The organism is Prochlorococcus sp. MIT 1011, from assembly GCF_047305235.1.
GTDB lineage: Bacteria > Cyanobacteriota > Cyanobacteriia > PCC-6307 > Cyanobiaceae > Prochlorococcus_B.
Map to the genome: position 1 here is coordinate 1,518,721 of NZ_CP138983.1, position 22,881 is coordinate 1,541,601.

Sequence of the window (22,881 nt, forward strand, 5' to 3'; positions counted from 1 at the left end):
CATGTCAACAAGAACTTATTACGACCCTTTGCATCAAGCTATTTCATTAAATAGCTCACTACCAGAGGAAAAAATGGTGATGGAATTAATAGATTCCTCCCCCTTTCAAAGATTAAGAAGAATTAAACAATTAGGTCCTGCATATTTAACATTTCATGGTGCAGAATCAAGCAGATTTACTCATTCACTTGGTGTATTTCATATCGCAAGAAGAGCAATAAATCATTTATCTGTATTAGATTCTAGATTAAAAGATCACAAATTCATTCTCTATGGTGCAGCTCTTTTACATGACATAGGTCACGGACCATTAAGTCATACAAGTGAGGAGATATTCAAAATCAATCATGAAAAATGGACTGCAAAATTAATAAGTTCATATCAAGAAATCGCCATAATACTTAATAGATACGGTAAGTATAATGCAAAAGCAATTTCAGATTTAATTCAATCAAGGGAAGCTCCACAAAAGTCAATAGTTTCTTTAATTAGTAGTCAGCTTGATTGCGATAGACTTGATTATCTAATGAGAGATAGTTATACGACGGGGGCAAAATATGGTCAGTTAGATATTGATCGAATAATATCAGCCATGATACTCGCACCAGATGGAAATTTAGCGATACACCCTAAAGGTTTGATGGCTGTTGAACATTATTTAGTAATAAGAAATTTAATGTATAGAAGCGTATACAATCATAGATTAAATGAAGTTTGTAATTGGTTATTAGAACAAATCATCAAAACGGCAAGAAAGCTTGGTCCAAAAGAAGTTTGGGCTGATCAAACCATGTCTGCATGGCTATGGAATCATGAAAAAATGAGCCTAGAAGATTTTTTATCTAATGATGATGTAGTAACTGGATATCATATTAATAAATGGCAATATTCAAATTCTGATAATCTATCTAAGCTCTGTAAACGTTTCATAAATAGAAATTTATTAAAAGCATTAAACATATCAGTCTTCTCCCTAGAGATGAGGCTTGAAGCCCTAGGAAAAGCTAGAGTACTATCAGAAAAATATCTAATTGAACCAGACATATCATGTGGATTAAGAGAGCAAATAGTTAAAAGCTATCATCCTTATAAATATGGACTACGTTTATGGGATGGGGAAAACTTACAAGCTCTAGAGGAAGTCTCACCGTTAGTTGAAAGGTTAATAGAGCCTAATCAATCTTCATGGTTAATTTATCCAAAAGAAATAGAACATGAATTAAGAATAGAGATAGAAAATCTAAAAGAGAAACATAAGTAAAAATGAATTCAACGCCTCAAAAAATTATCGTCAATATCGAAGATAGTAAATATCTCAGTTGGGAAATATGCTTAAAAAATAAATTGAAAATTTTAAAACCAAGCAATATAGAAATTGATTGCAAAAATCTCGATCTTTCATGTACAGATATATTGGAAGTAATTGCAATTGCTAATCAATATAATTGTGAAGTTATAGCTTTTTCCTCAACATCTTCAAAAACAATAGTGAGCTCTCAATCATTAGGTTATAAATCTCAATTTATTATTGAAAATCATTCAAATAAAACCTTAACAACAAATGAAAGAAATTTAACTTTTTCAAAAAACAACTTTCATCAAGGAACTGTGAGGTCAGGCGAATATCTTGAAAGCCCTGGGGATTTGTTAATCCTTGGAGATGTTAATCCAGGGGCACAAGTTAGTGCAGAGGGAAATATTATGATTTGGGGAAGACTTCTTGGCATTGCACATGCAGGAAGCAAAGGCAACTCTAAAGCAACTATATCCGCACTTCAACTTAGACCTGTTCAACTAAGAATCGCCAAAAAAGTAGCTAGAGGGCCCAAGGAAAAGCCTCAACTTGGCCTTGCAGAGCAAGCAAGAATAGATTCCGAAGAAATTATAATTTCACCACTGGAGACAACATAGTTTTAGGACTCAAACTAAATAGCGTTTTCAAATAGATAAGAAGAAATTACTACTTAAGGCCTTAGAGATGTCTTCAAAAGCAAACCCAACGCAACCGATCTGACAATAAAGCTTTTTTCTTCATCAAAATCGAACTAAAGTTTGTCGAACCCAAGGAGGTCCGTGGCGAAAGATACGCGCGTCATTCTTATTTGCTCAGGGAAGGGTGGAGTCGGCAAGACAACCCTTACAGCAAATCTTGGCATTTCACTTGCAAGGCAGGGTCTAGCAACCGCTGTCTTAGATGCAGACTTTGGCCTGAGAAATTTGGATTTACTATTAGGTCTTGAAAATCGAATTGTATATACGGCACAAGAAGTTCTAGAAGAGGAATGCCGACTTGATCAAGCCTTGGTGAAGCATAAGCAAGAATCAAATCTATCTTTGCTTCCAGCTGGAAATCCAAGAATGCTTGATTGGTTAAAACCCGATGATATGAAGCGCATAGTGGATATGTTAAAAGAACAGTTCAATTACGTTTTAATTGACTGTCCTGCAGGAGTTGAAGATGGATTTAAAAATGCTATGGCAGCTTCTCAAGAAGCAATCGTGGTTACTAATCCTGAGGTGTCAGCAGTAAGAGATGCAGACAGAGTAATTGGTTTGCTTAATACAAATGCTATTAAACCAGTGCAATTAGTTCTTAACAGAGTTAGGCCAAAGATGATGGCCAACCAAGAAATGCTTTCTATCAATGATGTGACTGATATCTTAGCCTTACCCTTACTTGGCCTTGTACTAGAGGATGAACAGGTAATTATAAGTACAAATCGAGGGGAACCTCTAACTTTAAATAGCGTTAATTCACCAGCAGCCAAATGTTATCTAAATATTGCCAAAAGATTGCAAGGAGAAAATATTCCACTTATTGATCCCGCAGAGGAAAGTGCGGGATTTGCTGCGAAATTTAGAAAACTAATGCAAACAAAAATTTTCTAAATCAATGGCAATGACACTTCGAGACATTATCAACAAGTTATTACGTAGACAGCCGGCCAGTGCTAGCACTGCAAGAGAAAGGTTGCAACTTGTTTTAGCTCATGATCGATCAGATCTCAGTACAGAAATTTTAGATCAAATGAGAAGAGAAATACTAGAGGTGGTAGCAAAGTATGTCGAAATAGATGTTGACGAAGGCGCAGTAAGTCTTGAGACAGAGGATCGCATGACCGCATTAGTGGCAAACCTACCAATCAAAAGAACTATGTCAGGACAAATCAAACTTAAAGAGCCTAAGGATCCCTTAGAAGAAAATTCTCAAGAAACAGAAGGTACAGATCAAAATTCTTAAGCAATTAAAAGATGGCATTAATTTATTGAAGGAGATTACAAAATATTTTCAACAAATTTCCTTTAGTTATTAACTTTTAGATGACTTTCTTAGGTAAGATAAAAAAATTGCCGGCTTAGCTCAGCGGTAGAGCAGCGCTTTTGTAAAGCGAAGGTCATCAGTTCAAATCTGTTAGCCGGCATTTTAAAAACCTAGATAAAGAGATCTATTTGGACTTGCCAGAGATAATCCAAATTAAAACAGCAACAACAAAGCAGTTGAAAAATTTTAATTGATAAATCCAATCAAAACCCATTATGGGAAATCGAAAAATCCACCAAAAAAGAGATTGCAATAACAAAACAATTAACAGCAGATAAATCATTCGTTCCTTTTATTGCAAAACAACTGAACCAGCCCTTAACAAATTCCATTCCCCTTCTTTCCATTCTACAACTGTGCTTGCGAGACCAGAGGACTTTGGCCATGGAACAGGAGCAAGTATTGGAATTCCAGGGAATTTAATCGAAGCTTCTAAGGCATCTTTAACAGGTGATTCGCCAGAGATATTTGCGCTTGTAGTTGCAAGAGGACCTGTTTTAATTAGCAAATCCCTTGCAAGTCCTAAGGCTGGAACTCTGAAACCTAGAGAATTAGAATTGGAATTCAAATTCTTAGAGACATTTCCTATTGTTGGAAGAACAATTGTTAATGCACCAGGCCAATAATTATTTGCCAATTTCAAGCCGTCTTCGATAGCACAAGGATGTACAAACTCAAATAAATCATCCAAGCATCCTCCCATTAATATAAGTGGCTTATTTGAAGGCCTTTTCTTGATAACCCATATTTCTTTTGAGTATTTAGGGCATGAACAAAGTGCTGGCAAAGTATCTGTAGGGAATAAAGCTAAAGATCCCTTATGCAACTTTAAAGCCAGATCAGAAATTCCAAATTGTTCACTAATCATTTTATTGTTTACGACAAATTGCATAACGCTTGGTTCCACTTAAATCTTTTTCAAAAGAAACTTCTTCCATTCCAATATTCTTCATCACATCAATTATCTTTTCACTTTGATCATAATGATGCTCAAGAATTAACCAACCCCCTTTTGAAAGTCCATTTGATGCCCCAAGGATAATTTTTCGAAAAGCATTCATGCCATCCTCGCCGCCATCCAAAGCCAAGCGAGGCTCATGGTTTTTAACAACTGGTTCTAATTCTTCAATTAAATCAGAGGGTATATATGGAGGATTGCTTAAAACCAAATCAAAACTTCCCCACCATCTTTTCAAAGGTTCCCACCAATCTCCCGAAGAGAATCTCACGTTCGCATTAGGCAAAATAGATTTTAAATTTCTTTTTGCTAGATCTAATGCCTCATTACTGATATCACATGCATGCCCATTCCAATTAGGAAGAGATTTAGCTAAAGATACGGCAATAGGACCAGATCCAGTACCTAGATCTGCCCATCTTCCAGAAACAATATTAGTCACTTTGTTTAAAGCAATATCAATTAAAAATTCTGTTTCTTGTCTAGGGATTAAAGCGTCTGCTGAAACCTCTAACTCAAAATCTCTCCAGGGACACTTAGAAATCAAATATTGAAGTGGGGTATGATCTTTTAAATGAGATTTCCATATAACTTCTAATTCTTCAGTTGAGATTTCTAGAGAAATATACTTATCAGGATTTAAAATAATGCTTTGCAATGTACTCCAAGAGACTCCAGCCGCTATATCTAAAAGCCAATCAAAATCAACTTTCCTTCCCCCTATTGATATCATTTTTCTTCTCCATTGAAGAAAAGAATCACCAGGCATAGACTGAAAAATCATAAATCATTCAATTCTTTAAACTTTTGGGCCTTCTTCTAGCATTAATAATATATTTTTAATTTGTACTGGTAATTCTCTTACTAACTTAATTGAATCATTTGTTTTTCTTACAACAACAAGTTCAATTGCTGCTTCTGCACCAATGTCACCATTTGATTTAAAAAATACAGTTTTACAAATAAGTCTTATTTTATTTTCCAGCTTAAATTGACTATTTAAGAGAACCTTTTCGCCATGAATAAAAGATTTTCTATATTTCATCTGAATTGAAATCACTGGAATTTCAAAACCATTTCTTGATAATTTTGAATATGAAAGTCCAACTTTATCCAAAGCATCAATTCTCCCCTCTTCTAAAAAGTTTAAATAGGACCCATGCCACATCACACCAGCATGATCAGTGTGCTGAGGAAGAACAGTTTTTATTAATTTCCAATGATTATTTATTGAGCTCATCTGAAAGAAAGACCAAATATCTTAATTCTTAAATTAAACAAAAAAGGGTTGAAGTAATACCTCCTAAGATAAAACCTCATTCTCAATTTGGATCTCAAGAAATTCTTGAGATCTTTATTTAGAAAAATTCCTAAATTACTTTTTAGGCTCAGGACTCAATCTACCCTTGCTGGAATCTGAATAAAAGCTTGATTTCTCACCCTCACTTGTAGAAACAAATAAACCGATAAGAAAGATCGTTGGTACTCCAACAAATAAAAGACTTGCGGCAAAGCCAAAACTAGTGGTTTCCATAACCGAGGTTTTTACTCAGAACAATTTTTACTGGAATAAACTATATATCCCTTCAGCAGAAAAATCGGGATTTGAATCAAAGAGTCTGAGAATTTGTAATTTGCCGAAAAATAATGATTCCATTCTTCTGTTTTATTTATTTGAATTTGAATAGCTTTGCATTTATTTTTTTTAATAGTCGATTTCCAGTGAATTCAAACCCTGAATTTTCGTTTTTTCAAACTGAATTGGATAAAAAAACAACTTAAAATTACAAAATCAATTGAAATTTGAAAAATTCTTTTTTTTCTTTTTTTTTTGATTTTTTCTTGTCCCTCACTGCTTATTCGCCAATTCAAGCCACAGAAAACAAGCTAAATTTCATCCAATAGTGTCAAAAGTCATTTCAGGTCTCTTCATCCTTTGCATTAACTCAAGCAATACCATTTACGATCATGCGAGTCTTGCTGCATTAAGCAGCTTCGTTATACGAACCTGACCCATGGGATTGCCCTGGTATCGGGTGCACACAGTCGTTATCAACGACCCTGGCCGTCTCTTGGCCGTGCACCTCATGCATACTGCTTTGTTAGCCGGCTGGGCCGGCTCAATGGCCTTATATGAATTGGCCATTTTTGATCCTTCTGATCCAGTCCTTAATCCAATGTGGCGCCAAGGCATGTATGTCATGCCCTTTATGGCCCGCTTAGGAATTACAGGCAGCTGGAACGGATGGGATATAACCGGAGCAACCGGAGTTGACCCCGGCTTCTGGAGCTTCGAAGGTGTTGCTGCAGCTCATATAGTTTTCAGTGGTCTTTTAATGCTTGCTGCCGTATGGCACTGGACTTACTGGGACCTTGAATTGTGGGAAGATTCCCGCACTGGAGAACCAGCATTAGATCTTCCAAGAATATTTGGAATACATCTATTCTTAGCTGGATTGACATGCTTTGGGTTCGGCGCATTTCATTGCTCAACTGTTGGCATATGGGTTTCTGACCCGTATGGATTAACCGGGCATGTAGAAAAAGTTGCTCCAGTTTGGGGTGCTGAAGGTTTTAATCCATTCAATGCTGGAGGGATTGTTGCTAATCACATTGGAGCAGGTCTTTTAGGAATAATTGGTGGAATATTCCATATCACCAATAGACCTGGAGAAAGACTTTATAGAGCTTTAAAGCTAGGTAGCCTTGAAGGCGTTCTTGCAAGTGCTCTAGCTGCTGTTCTTTTTGTATCTTTCGTAGTCGCTGGAACTATGTGGTACGGATCTGCAACAACTCCAGTTGAATTATTTGGTCCAACTAGATATCAATGGGATTCTGGGTATTTCAAAACTGAAATCAACCGTAGAGTTCAAGAGTCTATTAATGATGGTGCATCAAAAGCTGAAGCTTATGAAGCCATCCCTGAGCAACTTGCTTTCTATGACTATGTTGGGAACAGTCCTGCTAAAGGAGGTCTCTTCAGAGTTGGAGCAATGGTTAATGGAGATGGAGTTCCAAGTGGATGGCAAGGTCACATCTCATTTACTGATAGTGCTGGCAATGACTTAGAAGTAAGAAGAATTCCAAATTTCTTTGAAAACTTCCCTGTCATTCTTGAAGACAAGGATGGGAACGTTAAAGCTGACATTCCTTTCCGTCGTGCAGAAGCCAAGTACTCCATTGAACAAACTGGTGTTACAGCTACTGTCTATGGTGGTGAATTAAATGGTCAAACATTTACTGACCCAGTAATAGTCAAACGTTTAGCTAGAAAGTCTCAACTTGGAGAAGCCTTCAAGTTTGATAGAGATCGCTACAAGTCAGATGGTGTATTCAGAAGCTCTCCAAGAGCCTGGTTCACCTATGCACACTTGTGTTTTGGCTTGTTATTCCTCTTCGGGCACTGGTGGCACGCTGCAAGGACTCTCTTTGGCGACAGATTCTCAGGTATCGATCCAGAGCTTGGGGATCAAGTCGAGTTTGGTCTCTTCAAAAAACTTGGAGACGAATCAACCCGTCGAGTCCCTGGTCGGGCCTAAGTCAGGATTCTTTACCCACTACTTATACCGAGAACCTAGATGGAAGCATTCTCTTACACGCTAATCCTTACATTGGCACTTGTAACTCTCTTCTTTGCTGTCGCATTCCGCGATCCACCAAAGTACGACAAGTAAAACACAATAAAAAAAGCCCTGGATTAATGCCAGGGCTTTTTTTATTGTCTAAATTATAAATCAAAAATTTTATTCATTTAATCTTTAAACTAAATATTTTTTCAAATAAAAAGTATTTTTATTTAATCTACCCCTTCTCAGAAGCCAAATAAATGTTTAAAGTTAGTTAAATTATTGAAAAGGGCTGCATGCAGTGCCCATCTTGTCAAAATACAGACAGTCGAGTTCTTGAATCTCGTTCGGCTGATTCTGGAAGAAGTGTAAGAAGGAGAAGGGAGTGCTTAAATTGCGACTTCCGATTTACTACTTACGAAAGAGTAGAAACAATACCAATATCTGTTATAAAAAAAAGTGGAGCAAAAGAATTGTTTAATCGTAGTAAAATAATTAACGGCTTAAATAGAGCATGTGAAAAAACACTAATACATGGCTCTCAAATTGAATTTATTGTTGATGAAATAGAACTAGAACTCCATCAAGGAGTTTGCAAAGAAATTAAAACAATTGAGATTGGAGAAATGGTTCTTACACATTTAAAAGATATTAATGAAGTCGCCTTCATCAGATTTGCCTCGGTTTATAGACAATTTGATGGAATAAATGATTTCATGAAAACCCTTGAATCACTAAAACCAATAAAAAAAGAACAATTGGCATCAATTCTTTAACTAGAAAGACCTATCAGTAAAGTAGAATTTAATTTCAATCTGGTCGGCGGGCCATATTGTAATTTTATCGCACTGTCCTTTAAAGGCAGACCGCCATTCAAGCATGTCTGAAAATCCAGCAGGTAAAGTTCAAGAAAAAAATCCTGAAAAAGAAACATCAATACCAGAAGAAACCATCTCAGATTCCGTAAGTGCAGAATTTGAAGAAAATTCTATTAATGAGTTAAAAGAAGACGATATTCCTAAAAACATTCCTACTGCTGATAACTCTTCAAGCAGAATCAATAAGAGTGATCTTGAAAGTGCTGGTTTCACTCTTGATGAATTTGCATCTTTACTTAGCAAATATGACTACAACTTTAAACCTGGCGACATAGTTAACGGAACTGTTTTTGCTCTTGAATCTAAAGGAGCAATGATTGATATTGGTGCCAAGACAGCTGCTTTTATGCCTATGCAAGAAGTATCTATAAATAGGGTCGAGGGCCTAAGCGATGTTTTGCAGCCTTCAGAAATTAGAGAGTTCTTTATAATGACCGAGGAAAATGAAGATGGTCAATTATCTTTATCAATCAGAAGAATTGAATATCAACGAGCTTGGGAAAGAGTTAGACAATTACAAAAAGAAGATGCCACAATTTACTCAGAGGTTTTTGCTACGAATAGAGGAGGTGCACTTGTTCGTGTTGAAGGTCTTAGAGGGTTTATACCTGGATCACATATAAGCACTAGAAAGGCAAAAGAAGAGCTGGTTGCTGATTTCCTACCATTGAAATTCTTAGAAGTTGATGAAGAGAGAAATAGACTTGTCTTAAGCCATCGCAGGGCTTTAGTTGAAAGAAAAATGAATCGTCTTGAAGTTGGAGAAGTTGTTGTAGGAGCAGTAAGAGGAATTAAGCCCTATGGTGCATTTATCGATATTGGAGGCGTAAGTGGACTTCTTCATATCTCTGAAATAAGTCATGAGCATATTGAAACTCCTCACTCAGTATTAAATGTTAATGATCAAATGAAGGTCATGATCATAGATTTAGACGCTGAAAGAGGCCGAATTTCCCTCTCCACAAAGGCACTTGAGCCAGAACCTGGAGACATGCTCACAGACCCTCAAAAAGTTTTTGATAAGGCAGAAGAGATGGCAGCAAGATACAAACAAATGCTTCTTGAGCAAGCGGAAGAAGGAGAAGATCCTATTGCAGTAATGACCATTTGATTATTTACATTTACCTAGATGGCAGAACTGTTAATAAGAAATAGCTCTGTTGGTTTTATTAAGGCAATAATATTTGATAAAGATGGAACTCTATCAAATAGTGAAGAGTACTTATTAGAACTAGCCAAAACGAGAATAGAATTCGCAGTTAATAAATTTAGAAAATATAAAATAAACAATCTAAAAATTATTTTATTAAAAAAATTACTAAATTCTATTTATGGATTAAGGAAAGAATCTCTTTCTGCCAATGGGAGTCTAGCTATTGCTTCTAGAGAACAAAATATTATATCTACAGCAACAATATTTAATTTATTTGGTTTTAATTGGTTTCATTCACATTCAATAAGTGAAGAACTCTTCGATGAAGTAGATATTTTCCTTTCTAATAATAGAGCGAATATGCAAAAGAGTAAGACTTTAATTCCAGGTGCATTTGATCTATTAGTTTCTCTAAAAGCCAAAGGAGTATTTATTGCATTGATGACAAATGATACCCAAGAAGGAATTGAAGAATTTATTTTCAAGAATAAATTGGAACTTATCTTTGATTATCTTTGGAGCGCAGAGAATAAACCTTCTAAACCCAAACCAGAAGCAGTTATAGAACTTTGCAAAAAAATGAACTTAAGTCCTTCGGAATGTGCCCTTATTTCTGATGCAGATACTGATTTAAGGATGGCCAAACAAGCTGATATACCAATAGTAGTAGGCTTTACTGGTGGCTGGAAAAACCCGCCAACTCTGACTGAAAAAAAATTTCTTATAGAAAAATTGAATGAATTAAAAATTCATTCAAGCAACTAAAATATTAAAGATTAATATTTTAAATGAGTAGATACGTTTTCACCTCTGAATCTGTCACTGAAGGACATCCAGATAAAATCTGTGATCAAGTTAGTGATGCAGTTCTAGATGCATGCTTAAGTGCAGATCCAACCAGCAGAGTCGCATGTGAAGCAGTAGTTAATACTGGCTTATGTCTAATAACTGGAGAAATAACTTCCAAAGCCGAGGTCGATTTCAACAAGCTTGTAAGAGAAGTAATCAAGGAAATAGGATACGAAGGCGCTAGTGCTGGTGGATTTGATGCAAATAGTTGTGCAGTACTCGTAGCACTTGATCAGCAATCATCAGATATTGCTCAAGGAGTAGATGAAGCAGAAGATCATTCAACAGATCCACTAGATCAAGTGGGGGCTGGAGATCAAGGAATTATGTTTGGATTTGCTTGCGACGAGACCCCTGAGCTAATGCCCTTGCCGATCAGTCTTGCTCATCGGCTAGCTAGGCAGCTCGCATTAGTAAGGCATCAAAAACTAATTGATTATCTTTTACCCGATGGAAAAACCCAAGTAAGTGTGTCTTATGAACATGGAGCACCATCATCTATAGACACAATACTGATATCTACTCAGCACAAATCTGAAATCGATGGAATAACTTCTGAAGAGGAAATTCAGAAAAGAATTTCAAAAGATCTATGGAAATTTGTTGTTGAGCCTGCTACTGAAGACCTACCTCTAAAACCATCTAAAGAATTAACTCGCTTCCTTGTTAATCCCACTGGGAAGTTCGTTATTGGAGGTCCACAAGGCGACGCAGGTCTAACCGGAAGAAAGATAATTGTTGACACCTATGGTGGATATGCTCGACATGGAGGAGGTGCTTTCTCAGGTAAAGACCCTACTAAGGTTGATAGATCTGCAGCATATGCAGCAAGATTTGTTGCAAAGGCATTAGTTGCAGCAAATCTTGCAAAAAAAGTTGAAGTTCAATTAAGTTATGCAATAGGAGTTGCTAAACCAATATCTATACTTGTGGATTCATTTGGGACAGGTAAAATCTCAGATGATGAACTAACAAAACTTGTACAAGATCAATTTGATTTAAGACCAGGTGCAATTATTAAAACATTCAATCTTCAAAACCTACCAAGTATTAGAGGTGGATGTTTTTATAGGGATACTGCTGCCTATGGGCATTTTGGAAGAACAGATATTCTTCTCCCATGGGAAGACGTATCTCAAAAAGCGATAGAATTGAGTCAGCATTCATGAAACGATTTTAAATTAAAGCCCAATGCTGACTAGTTATCTTGTACTTGGTATAGATCTTGGTACAACAGGCTTAAGAATAGCAATAATTAATACTAAGAAACAAATATTGTTCACATCTTCAATGCGATACTCTACAGGTCTAGAGATATGGGAAGACTGGATATATTGCTTAAAAGAACTAATTCAAGAAGTTCCAAAAGATCTTAAAGAAAAATTAGTTTCTTGCTCCATAGCAGGAACATCTGGAACACTCTTAGCATGTAAAAAAAATGGTGTGCCTTTGGGGAAGGCCCTACCTTATTTCTTATCCTATTCGCAATATAAAAACGAAATTGATAGTCTCTTTTTAAAAGAATGTGCTGGCTCTAGCATAAGTGGAAGTGTGGGGAGAGCACTAAGGCTTTTAGCCGAATATGGCAATGAAATAATCCTAAGACATCAGGCAGATTGGCTTAGTGGATGGCTACTAAACAATTGGGAGTATGGAGAAGAAGGTAATAACATTAGGATGGGTTGGGACTTATCAAATAATTCATGGCCAGAAAAATTTAAAAATTTAAAATGGTTAAAATGTCTTCCTAAAATAATTTCTTCAGGTCAAATAATGGGGAATATATGCAATCAAAAGGCAAATGAATTAAATTTACCCAAAAAGCTAAAAGTAATAGCAGGGACTACAGATTCAAATGCAGGTGTTTTAGCCACTTTCCCAAATAAAAATGATGGAATTACTATACTTGGAAGTACAATAGTTGTTAAGAAGTTTGTGGACACACCCCTAACAGGAAGAGGCATATCAAATCATAAAATATTTGGAAACTGGCTATCTGGAGGGGCATCTAATGCAGGAGGTGCAATACTACTTGATTTTTTTAATCAGGAATATATTAAAGAATTAAGCAAGCAGATTAATCCACATAAATCAACGGGAATAGATCTCCTTCCATTATCAAAAAAAGGAGAGAGGTTCCCCATCGATGATCCAAATTTACAACCTAAACTTGAACCAAGACCAGTGAGCGATTCTCTTTATCTGCATGCATTATTAGAGGGATTAGCAAAAATCGAAGCTAGAGGTTGGCAAAAACTTCATGAATTAGGTGCTGATCTACCTAAAAAAATAATTACCATTGGAGGAGGTGCAAAAAATATTACTTGGAAGAAAATAAGAGAAAAAGAAATAGGTATCCCAATAAAAATTTGCAATAGGCCACCTGCAGCAGGAGTAGCGAGTATTGCTTTGCAAGCCTTATTATGAACAAATAATTAAACTCTATAAAATTTCCAATATATTTTTATTAAAACCTACCTATCTTATTTATTAATTCTTGAGTTAATTATCCAAAAAGCCGATGAATTCTGAACCTATCAATAAATCCTCAAGCACAAGAATATGCAATCATATGAATAAAGATCACCAAGATGCCGTCAATGCATATGCAAAATATTATGGAAAAATAGAAACTTTTAAATCAGCAAAAATGACAAGCCTATCTCCTGAATCAATTGAGCTTGACATTGATGATCAAAACATAGAGATACCATTTGATCATGTACTTCAAGACTGCTCAGATGCTCATAAAACATTAGTTAGGATGATTCAAGACATTCCTGCGACATGAAATCTACTTTCAAATAAAATTTAAATTCACCCTTGTTTTACAATTACTTTTCAAAGGGAACAAAGAAATCAAGAAAATTTCGATTTGATTTTCAATAAGGTACTAACGAATTGGTAGATTATTATGGTGTTAAGCCGGGATAGCTCAGTTGGTAGAGCAGGCGACTGAAAATCGCCGTGTCCCCAGTTCAAATCTGGGTCCTGGCACCATTATCAAGCACCTTGTAGGTGCTTTTTTAATGTCTTTTCACAGGTATAGCAATGAAAGACTATCAAGTTTTAACAGTAGATCTGATGATTCTATTGTTTACATAATTTCAGGGGTGTTAGAGACAATAATTGGTCAATTTTTGTGGTATGGAAGTGGTATGGAAGTCCACCTTCAAAAAGTAGGCATCAGATGGTGACTGAGTTTCCATACCAAGACTCTGTGACCAACTGAATAAATCAGCAATATTTTTGAGGCATTGCCTATGTCTTAATTCATAACATAAGACATATCGTCTAATGGACCCCGCAACAGGTGCCTGGGCATGTCGAAACTATATGTCGTAATGCTCTACAATGCCAACAGATAAACGGCATAGAGAATGGCACTTCTTGGATATTGGAGGACTTCCACAGCAGAAAATCAATCGGGTGAAAGGCAGATTATTTCTTTGAGAGATGCTGGATGTTTGGAAAACCATATTTTTGGAGACCAAATCACAGGAACAAGTAATTACGGAGATCGACCAGAATTATCAAGGTGCTTGGATGCCTTAAGAAATGGAGACACTCTTGTAATCCACGAATTAGACCGACTTGGAAGATCAATGGTGGAAATGTTGGTTCAGGTGAATAATTTGATTGAGAGAGGGGTTCATATCAAATGCTTGGACGGGAGATTAGACACGAAAAATATGCCTGAAGAACTTGTGAAGTTAGTTGTTGGAGTTATGGGATACTTAGCAGAGATGGAACTGAAAAATATAAAAAAAAGAACTGCTGAAGGTAGAGCAATCGCACAAAACAGAGGTGTGAAGTTTGGAAGGAAGAAGCAATACACACCTCAACAAGCAGAAGCAGTTATGGAAATGCGTGAAAGAGGAGAGGGATACGGAAGTATTGGTAAAGCAATGGGGATGACAACTTCAAAAGTGCGAAGAATTATTCAACAGAGTGCGGAGGAAAGATGACTAACCCTAATTCAGCTGAAAACCTTGATGGAAGAAAGTGGAGTGAAAGTAATTGGGAAGAGGATTACCTCAATACAAAACAACGACTTTCTCAATTTCAAATAAAACTTCTTAAAGAAGGTCCCTCTTCATTTAGTGGATCACTTTATCTGGGTGTAATAAAAAGACAATGGTTAAAGATGCGTGGTTTATACACCCCTGAACCTGAACCACCTAACTGCCAATCAAGTTTTAGTGAATGGAATAACAACGCAAAACAACTGGAGCAAAACAATGAATGAAGATCTAACCACTCTCAGAAAAATAGTTCAAAAAACCAACACAGATGTAATCAATCAATTACACAATTTAGATGAAAGAGATAGATTCTATCTTCTGATAGAGCATATGGAATACCTCGGCTTCCCCTTTGAGGAAGCAGAAGTTTGTGTAGTTCCAAAACTAAAAAAGTAATGACTACAAAATGATTACCTTCTTACCTTTTTGATTTTTTATTTTGTTATGTCTTACTAAAAGTTTCATCTTTAAGGCTGATGCACAGACTTTCGACAACCAAGAAATTGAGGCTGCTGAAGCGGAACATCTAAGATTTTCATACCCTCTTCAAGACTCAAATCTTTTACAAATTTTTTTATTATAATTTCTTATTAGTACATTATTTTAGAAATCACAGGAAAGTCAAATTTTTCTCTTCCATTTAATTCCGATAATTCAATAACAATACTTAATCCTGTGATTTTTTTATCTTGCGAGTATAAAAGTTTAGATACAGATTCTACAGTCCCCCCTGTAGCTAAAAGGTCGTCAACAATTAAAAATGATTTATAATCTTTTATCGAATCCTCTTGAATTGAAAGTGAATTAGTTCCATATTCCAATGAATATTTGTTAGTTATTATTTTTCCAGGAAGTTTACCTGGCTTCCTTGCGACAACAAGAGGCTTAAAAGATTTTAATGCTAGTGATGATCCAAATAGAAATCCCCTTGCATCTATGGCTAATATTGCATCTGCTGCTTTACATATTTCTAATTCAGACATTTCTTGTATAAGTGAAGAAAATTTCTCCGGATTTCTTAAAATTGGCAAAACATCTCTAAATAATATATCTTCTTTGGGAAAATCTTCATAAGTTTCTATTAAATACTCAAGAGAAGCATTGTTCATTAATTATTTTCTATAACATGTATTGTAATTCTAATATATTGCATACAAAAACAATGAGTAATTTCCATATTGCTTTAATAAGTGCGATGCCCGAAGAGATAGGAAATACTCTTAAACATTTAAATGATGTTACCTCTAAAAAATTTGGTGATTTGGAGATTTATTCAGGTAAATGGAATAATAAGACTAATAGTACCCAGACTCTTTGTGTTTCATTAGCTTGGAGTGGATGGGGCAAGGTAAGTGCTGCTAGAGCAGCAACAAGGTTAATATCAAATTCATCAAAAGATCATCCCATAGATTGTATCTTTTTTACAGGAGTAGCAGGTGCAGTTGATTCAAACCTTAAACAATGGGATGTAGTGATAGCAGATAAAGTTGTTCAGTATGACATGGATGCAAGACCGCTTTTTAAAAGATTTTATATTCCAGCACTTAAATTAGATAGATTAATTTCATCTGAAGAATGGAAAAAAAAGACTTATTCGGCAATATTAAATGCAAAAAATGATGGACTACTTGATGAGTTCGGTTCAATAACAAAAGGATTAATCGGAACTGGGGATAGATTTATTTCAGATCGAAATATTTTGGTTGAATTATCCAAAGATTTGGATGGATTAAAGGCTGTAGAAATGGAGGGAGCCGCTGTTGCCCAAGTTGCCTCTCAGGAAGAGATTCCATGGGTTATTATTCGTGTTATTTCTGACGAGGCCAATTCAGATGCTGCGCAGAATTTCAGTGAATTTCTTGAACTATATCAAAAAAATTCTTGGTACTTGATAAGTAATATATTTGATGGTATATTTTTAAATTAAATTATTTTATTTTATTTTTCAAAAGAACATAATATTAAACATCTTTTCAGACAATACATTTGATAATTTTAAGTGTTTATTTTGCGTTTAAGAACATATCAATATATAAATATATAATAGTCAAATGGTTATAGAATTTAGAACAGGCGGCAATAGTCTGGATATACTCAAGTCATCCAACCAATTAAATATTTGTCCAGATAAATATAGAGAAGTAATAACCGCGCCATCATCGGAATCTATGGATTTTTGTGATAAAGATGAATGGTATTATTTCCTGAAAAAGAAAGATGAAATAATTTCATATAAAGATCTTGGCTGGTCTAAATTAACTCTACAAGAAAAAAAATAATACAAAGAATTGAAAGTTATAAAATACCAGCTTATTTAGGCTACAGAAAATCTTATAAAGAAGGAATAAATCGTAAGGGGTATAAAGAAAAGCCGATATTTGCATTACTTGAGGTTGCAAGTGCTTGCAACCTCAAATGTCCTTTTGTTTTCAAAGCGACACATCTTTCACTACTAAAGAGTTCATGGGAATAATAGATACAGATTTGGCAATTAAAGCAATTGATGAAATAGACGAGATGAAGATAAGAGGAATTACAATAGCAAGTAGGGGAGAACCACTATTATGCAATGATTTAGAAAAAATATTAGATAATATAGGGCAGAAGAAAAATATTATAGAACTAAAAATGAATACAAATGCTAAAAGACTTACAGAAAAAGGAACTAAAGTAGAGACACTTAAAAGTTGATTTTCTATAGTTTTAGATTAGGTAATAGTATGACAGTGGTATGGCAGTTTTTATAAATGCCCCAAATATAGTCCTTTTTAGTATCTGTTTATACCAAGCAGGTTGTTTTTAGGGACTTTTTGTTGCGGATCTCTTCTCCAAATCTGGGTCCTGGCATCATCTAAAATAGGAACTTTTGGAAACCGAAAGAACTCCAATAGGTGCTTTTTTGTTGCTAGGACTCGTGTGCCAATCTTCAAACCAACCTGCTAAGGGTTTATTCCTAATCCTATTCCGATAATTTAATTTTGTGAGGAGTTGAGATCCTCCGCAGTGGAAACAAGGAAACACTTGCGACTGATCTTCAAAAGCCCTGCTTTAGAGCAGGGCTTTTTTATGCCTAAAAACTTTCGAGTCAACCAAATAGACATAATTAGTATATTCATATGAGATTAAGCTGACTGCTAGCAGCCAAAAGCCGGAGGTTGAGAAGCCTTTTTATCTCGTCTTGTAGAAAAAATCCTCCTCAAGGTGCTCTGAGATAATCACCTTTTATCTCTTTTTAATAGAGTAAACATGTATCTTTGATTTAAGCATTGATCAAACCCAACTAAAGTTATTAAATCCCTTGAAGACAATTCAAAAACAACTCTAAATATTACAAAACTGCATAAGAGTGGAGGCTTGAAGCTCAAAAAATAAAAGATCATTTCTATATTGAGTTAACATTGAGTAAATTAGTAGCAACGAGATGATTAACCTTTTACTTGGAGTTCAAAGCACTTTTGATTTATCAAAAGTTGACTTCTCTTCAGGTCTAGGCATAAATTCGCCTGATCTTGCAGGGATATCCTTTTTAATGGTCATGTTTGCTGGAGTTCTAGCTTTGAGGCTTGGAACAACTCTCAGAGATAATTAGTCTTAAATACTAATAAAAATCAAAATATACCCCTCTTACAAAAGTAGATAGTTTTAGAGCATATTATGTTATGTAAAAAATATTTATTATTTACGTTCATTTCTTCTTAGGCAGTTAATGAGCACGATGAAGATCACAATAAATAAAACTAAGATATCGTTTATATCTGGCAAAATCAACATTTGACGATCAAATACATCCTAAACAATAATCATAAATTATGTTGGATTTTAAATCATTTATCCGCAAATTCTTTTATATGCTTATTTATCTAAGAACTAATTCAAAATATAATTTATCAAAAAAATTAAACAAAGATTACATAAACAAAAAAATCATACCTATTTTCAATATTCTTATCATGTAGTTCAAATGATACGAACGCATATCCTCCTCTTATGAATTTAGAATCCTCTAATGGAAATTTATATAACAATGCTGACAGCTTTGCAATGGCATTTGATGCCGCTTGGAAAGATTCGGACTTGGAAAACAATAATGATATAAATATAGAAGAGAAAATAAAAATAACTTTTGAAAAAATTAAAACTCATCCTTTTCTCATTGAAAACCCGATACAATCAAAAAATTTAGCGATTTTCAGAATCAAATTATTGGGGCTCTCCTAAGTTTTAAATCATCGCAATAGGTATAGTAATATTTAAAAGAGGAAATAGTTACTTAATTATTTATTTTCTCTAAATCTAATTTATTTTGAAAATATTCTCTTGTAATTTCTAATCCTTTATTAAACATCATTTTTGGTTTCCAATTCAATTCTTTTTGAGCAAGGTCAATTGAAGGTTTTCTTCTCAAAGGATCATCCTCTAATTCTTTTGAAAACTTCAAATTTAATTTTTTAATAGACGAATTTCTTATTAAATTAGCTACTTGAAGAATTGATAATTCCTCAGGATTTCCTAAGTTCATTGGTCCTATATTTGAAGAATTCATTAATAAAGTTAAACCATCTATCAAATCATCAATAAAACAAAAACTTCTGGTTTGATTACCATTACCATAAATAGTTAATTCCTTTCCATGTATTGATTGAACCAATAAGTTGCTAATAAGTCTTCCATCATTTAATAACATTCTAGGACCATAGGTATTAAATATTCTGGCAATTCTTATCTCTAAACCATGCATTCTCATATAGTCATAACATAATGATTCGGCAACACGTTTACCCTCATCATAGCAACTCCGAATTCCTATAGGATTTACATTCCCGTTATAATTTTCAGGTTGAGGATGTATTTCGGGATTTCCATAAACTTCACTAGTACTTGCGAATAATATTCGAGCTCCAACTCTCCTTGCTAATCCAAGCATATTGTAAGTCCCAAGAAAACTCGTTTTAGCTGTTTTAATAGGGTTAAATTGATAATGAATTGGAGAGGCTGGACAAGCTAAATGCCAAATCCTATCAACATCAAGCTTTATTGGCTCGGTAACATCATGATTTATGAGCTGAAAAGATGGATGCCCAATCCAATGTTCAATATTTTCTTTACTCCCAGTAAAAAAATTATCCAAACATATAACTTTTTCTCCAGATTTGATTAAGCGATCAACCAAATGGGAACCCACAAAGCCAGCGCCTCCAGTAACCAAGTTTTTTTCAGGAGATGCGGGCATCCAATATCAAGCTTTAAATTTTTATTTTAGTATCTTGCGAAAAACATGGAATTGATTAATTGTTTTCTCGTAAATCTTTATGGATTAATAAAAATAAATACATTTTAAATAGGATAATTAAATTAGAAATCTTTTAAGAGCTGATCACAGACAGCCAGGAGTTCACTTTGGGAAAGGAAAAATTACGAAAATTCCTATTTATTGCGCTTTTCGTATTAGCAGCTGCACTCTTTTACTACTTTATTGTAATCGAATGGGAAGAACAGATTAATCAGATTGTTGAGGATATGGGTATATTGGCGCCTTTAGGAATCTTTATTCTTCGAGGCATAAGTACTATCTTCCCTGTTATATCAAATCTCCCATATGCAATTCTTGCTGGAAGGTTATTGGATTTCAAAACTGCTTGTTTAACAATTTTCTTGGCTGACTTCATATCGTGCCAAGTGGCATTTTGGATAGCAAGAAATTTAGGACGTGAACCTGTGCGACGCTTGGTTGGAATAAAAGCAATGAAAAAAATTGAAAGTTTCAATCAAAACCAACTAGAAGGAAATTTTTTCCTAATGACTGGAGTTCTAATGACAGGTCTTTTTGATTTCCTAAGCTACGGATTAGGACTAGGAAGAACAAGGTGGAGGCTATTTACATCTGCTTTGCTTCTTTGTCTTCTGATTTTTGTACCTGTAGCCGTTGCGATAGGTGCTGGACTCGCGGATAAGATATATATCGTATTTGCAATGGTTGGTATGTTTGCACTTGCTATTATTAGTGGCTTGATAAAGAAAAGGGTTTCTTTAACTCAAGAGAAAAGCTAAGACAGTTGTAACTAATATTAAGAAATAAATAATAAAAAGAATTAAATGCACAAAATTTATATTTAGCATGTTTGTATTGTTAAAATTGATAAGTAGCAATTAATCATATGTTATCTATTCCATTTAAAGCATTAAGAATAGGAGCAGAAACTATTAATAAAGAACCGGTTAAATATAATAAAAGCAGGATATCCGGAAGCAATAAAATATCATACAATTTACATATTAGAGGTGCATTAATGCCAGGTCAAAGAAATAAATTCACTACAACATCTACAACAAAACCCAAATCAAGCTCTAGCCTTCTAAACAACAATGTCATGAGCTCTTACAAGCGAAATAAGATAAATACTTACAATTACAAAATACAAAATAACAATGAAATAAATTTACTTAAAATCAATGAATTTGTTCCTAATGATGATGATACATTACTTGAAACAATCAATGCATTGTATAAAAATATCTTTGGAAACTTATCTTTAATGCAATCAGAGCGACCAATAGATATTGAAAGGAAACTAAGAAATGGTGATATCACAGTAAGAGAATTTACAAGAAAAATTTGTAAATCGACTATTTATAGAAATTTCTACTTTGATAGTATTAGCCAATATAAATCTATCAAGTTAAGATATAAGCATATTCTTGGTAGGCCCATCAAAAGTCAAATCGAACTAGCTCAAAGTTCTAATATTATAAATGACCAAGGTTTTGAAGCTCATATTGATTTTCTAATAGATTCTGATGAGTATAATAATGTTTTTGGCGAAGATATAGTTCCATACATGAGATCATGGAATTCTCCAATTGGTTTTAAAACAAAAAGTTTTCTTGAAACTTCAGAAATAACAAAAGCTTTTGCTACGAGTGACATTTGTGAAATTATATAATCATCTAAAAATAAGTTAGATGAATATTGAAGAATTTTTTTTAAAAAGCGTTGGGGAATGGAACTCAATGAGAAGTGGGCATTCACTAGCATTTCAAGAGTTCGAAGAAATAAGAAGTAAAATAAAAATTGTTCGCTCAAAAAGAAACGATTCTAGAGTTATTAAATTTTTAAAAGATAATTTAATAACTACTAATGCAGAAAATAAAGCATTCTTAATTAATTGGGAAGCGAAAAGTGAATGGGGTGAAGAGAATCAAAAAGAAAACTCTTCTGGCGAAAGTATACTCGTTCCCATAGAAATTTCTAAAACAGAAGGAAAGATAATTAGGAGCGTTGGTTATACTGAAGCGGTCCAAGTAGTATCATTATATAAAATTCTTGATGATGGTACTCTAATTATTTATTCAGACTATAGTCATATTTGTACTGAAGAAAGGATTTGGTTTGTCTCAAACAATGTAAGGAGTAGATCTTCTGTTACAAGAGCAATAGATTCATCAGCTATCCTGCAAACATCTTATGCATCGGAAATTCGATCTATAAAAAAATAAATTATATCTATAAGATGAACAAAAAAGCTATACTAGCATTTGCAAAGATAATTTCAGGTGTATTTAGCAATAAGGAGCAAGCTTTAGATAATCCAAAAAACTTTGCACATATTCAAATACATATTCGACCATTATTTTTTAAAACTTATAAATGTTTTGCATTTTACTCAGAACAGAGATATCAACATGATATATGGAATCCATATAGACAGTCAATAAATAAATTATCCCACGAAAAAGAAATTTTTATTTTAAGTAATCATAAGATTGAAGATAAAGAAAGATTCACCGGTGGTGCTTTAGATATATCTCTTCTAGATAGAATATCAAAATATAACTTATGTAAAAAGTCTGGATGCTCTATGCATTTTAGAGAAACAAACCCAGGTAATTTTTCGGGTACTCTAGAACCAGGGTGTAAATGCTATATACAATATGGTCAAAATAAGACTTATGTAAATAGTAAAGTTAGAGTTAATAAAAATAGTTTTATTACTGAAGATTCTGGATATGAAATAGAAACTGATAAAAAAATTTGGGGGTCAGACTTTGGTCCATTAATATTTAAAAAATTAGATAATTTTGATAATTTTATTGACGAAAATTGGTTATAGATCTTCTATTTATCTTTAAAAA

31 protein-coding genes and 2 tRNA genes are annotated in these 22,881 nt (G+C 34.3%); 27 read left to right on the top strand and 6 right to left on the bottom strand.

Annotation, left to right across the window (positions count from 1 at the left end; all coding sequences use genetic code 11):
• Position 1: 1 nt before the first annotated feature.
• The 5 genes from SIB75_RS09120 to SIB75_RS09140 all read left to right on the top strand — a co-directional run bounded on the left by SIB75_RS09120 (position 2) and on the right by SIB75_RS09140 (position 3,422).
• Positions 2 to 1,261, top strand: a complete 1,260-nt coding sequence (locus tag SIB75_RS09120; protein WP_413682971.1) for an HD domain-containing protein — start codon at positions 2 to 4, stop codon at positions 1,259 to 1,261.
• Between the two features lie 2 nt (positions 1,262 to 1,263).
• The gene (gene minC / locus SIB75_RS09125) at positions 1,264 to 1,911 is read left to right on the top strand and encodes a septum site-determining protein MinC (protein ID WP_413682972.1); all 648 of its coding nucleotides are present in this window, start codon (positions 1,264 to 1,266) and stop codon (positions 1,909 to 1,911) included.
• Positions 1,912 to 2,073: 162 nt separating this feature from the next.
• Positions 2,074 to 2,889: a septum site-determining protein MinD gene (gene minD, locus SIB75_RS09130; RefSeq protein ID WP_413682973.1), complete on the top strand. Its 816-nt coding sequence runs from the start codon at positions 2,074 to 2,076 to the stop codon at positions 2,887 to 2,889.
• Positions 2,890 to 2,893: 4 nt separating this feature from the next.
• Positions 2,894 to 3,241: a cell division topological specificity factor MinE gene (minE, locus tag SIB75_RS09135; RefSeq protein WP_413682974.1), complete on the top strand. Its 348-nt coding sequence runs from the start codon at positions 2,894 to 2,896 to the stop codon at positions 3,239 to 3,241.
• A gap of 109 nt (positions 3,242 to 3,350) precedes the next feature.
• Positions 3,351 to 3,422 (top strand) — tRNA-Thr (locus SIB75_RS09140).
• A 192-nt stretch (positions 3,423 to 3,614) separates the two neighbouring features.
• Here the strand turns inward: SIB75_RS09140 and SIB75_RS09145 are convergent.
• From SIB75_RS09145 to psbM, 4 genes are all read right to left on the bottom strand, one after another.
• A complete protein-coding gene (locus tag SIB75_RS09145; protein ID WP_413682975.1) occupies positions 3,615 to 4,190 on the bottom strand; it encodes a Sua5/YciO/YrdC/YwlC family protein in 576 nt (191 codons plus the stop codon).
• 1 nt (position 4,191) lies between these two features.
• The gene (prmC, locus tag SIB75_RS09150; RefSeq protein ID WP_413684843.1) at positions 4,192 to 5,013 is read right to left on the bottom strand and encodes a peptide chain release factor N(5)-glutamine methyltransferase; all 822 of its coding nucleotides are present in this window, start codon (positions 5,011 to 5,013) and stop codon (positions 4,192 to 4,194) included.
• A gap of 66 nt (positions 5,014 to 5,079) precedes the next feature.
• On the bottom strand, positions 5,080 to 5,520 hold the full coding sequence (locus SIB75_RS09155; RefSeq protein ID WP_413682976.1) for an acyl-CoA thioesterase: 441 nt from the start codon (positions 5,518 to 5,520) through the stop codon (positions 5,080 to 5,082).
• Positions 5,521 to 5,655: 135 nt separating this feature from the next.
• On the bottom strand, positions 5,656 to 5,814 hold the full coding sequence (gene psbM, locus SIB75_RS09160; protein WP_269609630.1) for a photosystem II reaction center protein PsbM: 159 nt from the start codon (positions 5,812 to 5,814) through the stop codon (positions 5,656 to 5,658).
• 481 nt (positions 5,815 to 6,295) lie between these two features.
• Between psbM and psbB the strand changes: the two genes are divergently transcribed.
• The 13 genes from psbB to SIB75_RS09225 all read left to right on the top strand — a co-directional run bounded on the left by psbB (position 6,296) and on the right by SIB75_RS09225 (position 15,147).
• Complete coding sequence (psbB, locus tag SIB75_RS09165) at positions 6,296 to 7,819, top strand: photosystem II chlorophyll-binding protein CP47 (RefSeq protein ID WP_413682977.1); 1,524 nt, start codon at positions 6,296 to 6,298, stop codon at positions 7,817 to 7,819.
• Positions 7,820 to 7,858: 39 nt separating this feature from the next.
• Positions 7,859 to 7,954 (top strand): photosystem II reaction center protein T, encoded by a 96-nt coding sequence (locus SIB75_RS09170; protein ID WP_110859955.1) that lies wholly within the window; start codon positions 7,859 to 7,861, stop codon positions 7,952 to 7,954.
• 188 nt (positions 7,955 to 8,142) lie between these two features.
• On the top strand, positions 8,143 to 8,622 hold the full coding sequence (gene nrdR, locus SIB75_RS09175; protein ID WP_413682978.1) for a transcriptional regulator NrdR: 480 nt from the start codon (positions 8,143 to 8,145) through the stop codon (positions 8,620 to 8,622).
• A gap of 103 nt (positions 8,623 to 8,725) precedes the next feature.
• On the top strand, positions 8,726 to 9,835 hold the full coding sequence (locus SIB75_RS09180) for a 30S ribosomal protein S1 (protein ID WP_413682979.1): 1,110 nt from the start codon (positions 8,726 to 8,728) through the stop codon (positions 9,833 to 9,835).
• 18 nt (positions 9,836 to 9,853) lie between these two features.
• On the top strand, positions 9,854 to 10,642 hold the full coding sequence (locus tag SIB75_RS09185) for an HAD family hydrolase (RefSeq protein ID WP_413682980.1): 789 nt from the start codon (positions 9,854 to 9,856) through the stop codon (positions 10,640 to 10,642).
• A 23-nt stretch (positions 10,643 to 10,665) separates the two neighbouring features.
• Entirely contained in the window at positions 10,666 to 11,895 is a 1,230-nt protein-coding gene (gene metK, locus SIB75_RS09190) for a methionine adenosyltransferase (RefSeq protein ID WP_413682981.1), read from the top strand.
• Between the two features lie 22 nt (positions 11,896 to 11,917).
• Positions 11,918 to 13,153 (top strand): FGGY-family carbohydrate kinase, encoded by a 1,236-nt coding sequence (locus SIB75_RS09195; protein WP_413682982.1) that lies wholly within the window; start codon positions 11,918 to 11,920, stop codon positions 13,151 to 13,153.
• A 94-nt stretch (positions 13,154 to 13,247) separates the two neighbouring features.
• Complete coding sequence (locus tag SIB75_RS09200; protein WP_413682984.1) at positions 13,248 to 13,517, top strand: DUF2470 domain-containing protein; 270 nt, start codon at positions 13,248 to 13,250, stop codon at positions 13,515 to 13,517.
• Between the two features lie 133 nt (positions 13,518 to 13,650).
• Positions 13,651 to 13,726 (top strand) — tRNA-Phe (locus SIB75_RS09205).
• Between the two features lie 29 nt (positions 13,727 to 13,755).
• Positions 13,756 to 13,923: a hypothetical protein gene (locus tag SIB75_RS09210; protein ID WP_413682985.1), complete on the top strand. Its 168-nt coding sequence runs from the start codon at positions 13,756 to 13,758 to the stop codon at positions 13,921 to 13,923.
• A gap of 183 nt (positions 13,924 to 14,106) precedes the next feature.
• Positions 14,107 to 14,694, top strand: coding sequence for a recombinase family protein (locus SIB75_RS09215; RefSeq protein ID WP_413682987.1), 588 nt, complete (start codon positions 14,107 to 14,109; stop codon positions 14,692 to 14,694).
• Complete coding sequence (locus SIB75_RS09220; protein WP_413682989.1) at positions 14,691 to 14,975, top strand: hypothetical protein; 285 nt, start codon at positions 14,691 to 14,693, stop codon at positions 14,973 to 14,975. The genes SIB75_RS09215 and SIB75_RS09220 overlap by 4 nt, the downstream gene beginning before the upstream one ends.
• A complete protein-coding gene (locus SIB75_RS09225; RefSeq protein ID WP_413682991.1) occupies positions 14,968 to 15,147 on the top strand; it encodes a hypothetical protein in 180 nt (59 codons plus the stop codon). Before SIB75_RS09220 ends, SIB75_RS09225 begins: the two co-directional genes overlap by 8 nt.
• A 194-nt stretch (positions 15,148 to 15,341) precedes the next feature.
• On the opposite strand, the gene SIB75_RS09230 is transcribed toward SIB75_RS09225, so the two are convergent.
• Entirely contained in the window at positions 15,342 to 15,860 is a 519-nt protein-coding gene (locus tag SIB75_RS09230; protein WP_413682992.1) for an adenine phosphoribosyltransferase, read from the bottom strand.
• A gap of 53 nt (positions 15,861 to 15,913) precedes the next feature.
• Here SIB75_RS09230 and SIB75_RS09235 point away from each other — a divergent pair, with 53 nt between their 5' ends.
• The 5 genes from SIB75_RS09235 to SIB75_RS09255 all read left to right on the top strand — a co-directional run bounded on the left by SIB75_RS09235 (position 15,914) and on the right by SIB75_RS09255 (position 18,969).
• On the top strand, positions 15,914 to 16,678 hold the full coding sequence (locus tag SIB75_RS09235; protein ID WP_413682993.1) for a 5'-methylthioadenosine/adenosylhomocysteine nucleosidase: 765 nt from the start codon (positions 15,914 to 15,916) through the stop codon (positions 16,676 to 16,678).
• A 124-nt stretch (positions 16,679 to 16,802) separates the two neighbouring features.
• Positions 16,803 to 17,030, top strand: coding sequence for a hypothetical protein (locus tag SIB75_RS09240; RefSeq protein ID WP_413682995.1), 228 nt, complete (start codon positions 16,803 to 16,805; stop codon positions 17,028 to 17,030).
• A 184-nt stretch (positions 17,031 to 17,214) separates the two neighbouring features.
• Positions 17,215 to 17,442: a hypothetical protein gene (locus SIB75_RS09245; protein WP_413682996.1), complete on the top strand. Its 228-nt coding sequence runs from the start codon at positions 17,215 to 17,217 to the stop codon at positions 17,440 to 17,442.
• A 730-nt stretch (positions 17,443 to 18,172) separates the two neighbouring features.
• Positions 18,173 to 18,340, top strand: a complete 168-nt coding sequence (gene psaM / locus SIB75_RS09250) for a photosystem I reaction center subunit XII (RefSeq protein WP_413389807.1) — start codon at positions 18,173 to 18,175, stop codon at positions 18,338 to 18,340.
• Positions 18,341 to 18,738: 398 nt separating this feature from the next.
• On the top strand, positions 18,739 to 18,969 hold the full coding sequence (locus SIB75_RS09255) for a hypothetical protein (RefSeq protein ID WP_413682997.1): 231 nt from the start codon (positions 18,739 to 18,741) through the stop codon (positions 18,967 to 18,969).
• Positions 18,970 to 19,021: 52 nt separating this feature from the next.
• Here the strand turns inward: SIB75_RS09255 and SIB75_RS09260 are convergent, their stop codons facing one another.
• Positions 19,022 to 19,981, bottom strand: coding sequence for a UDP-glucuronic acid decarboxylase family protein (locus SIB75_RS09260; RefSeq protein ID WP_413682998.1), 960 nt, complete (start codon positions 19,979 to 19,981; stop codon positions 19,022 to 19,024).
• 167 nt (positions 19,982 to 20,148) lie between these two features.
• Here SIB75_RS09260 and SIB75_RS09265 point away from each other — a divergent pair, with 167 nt between their 5' ends.
• The 4 genes from SIB75_RS09265 (at position 20,149) to SIB75_RS09280 (ending at position 22,859) form a co-directional block, all read left to right on the top strand.
• On the top strand, positions 20,149 to 20,799 hold the full coding sequence (locus SIB75_RS09265) for a TVP38/TMEM64 family protein (protein WP_413683000.1): 651 nt from the start codon (positions 20,149 to 20,151) through the stop codon (positions 20,797 to 20,799).
• A gap of 107 nt (positions 20,800 to 20,906) precedes the next feature.
• Positions 20,907 to 21,692 (top strand): phycobilisome rod-core linker polypeptide, encoded by a 786-nt coding sequence (locus tag SIB75_RS09270; protein ID WP_413683002.1) that lies wholly within the window; start codon positions 20,907 to 20,909, stop codon positions 21,690 to 21,692.
• 19 nt (positions 21,693 to 21,711) lie between these two features.
• Positions 21,712 to 22,245 (top strand): phycobiliprotein lyase, encoded by a 534-nt coding sequence (locus SIB75_RS09275; RefSeq protein WP_413683003.1) that lies wholly within the window; start codon positions 21,712 to 21,714, stop codon positions 22,243 to 22,245.
• 14 nt (positions 22,246 to 22,259) lie between these two features.
• The gene (locus SIB75_RS09280; protein WP_413683005.1) at positions 22,260 to 22,859 is read left to right on the top strand and encodes a chromophore lyase CpcT/CpeT; all 600 of its coding nucleotides are present in this window, start codon (positions 22,260 to 22,262) and stop codon (positions 22,857 to 22,859) included.
• Positions 22,860 to 22,881: the final 22 nt, after the last annotated feature.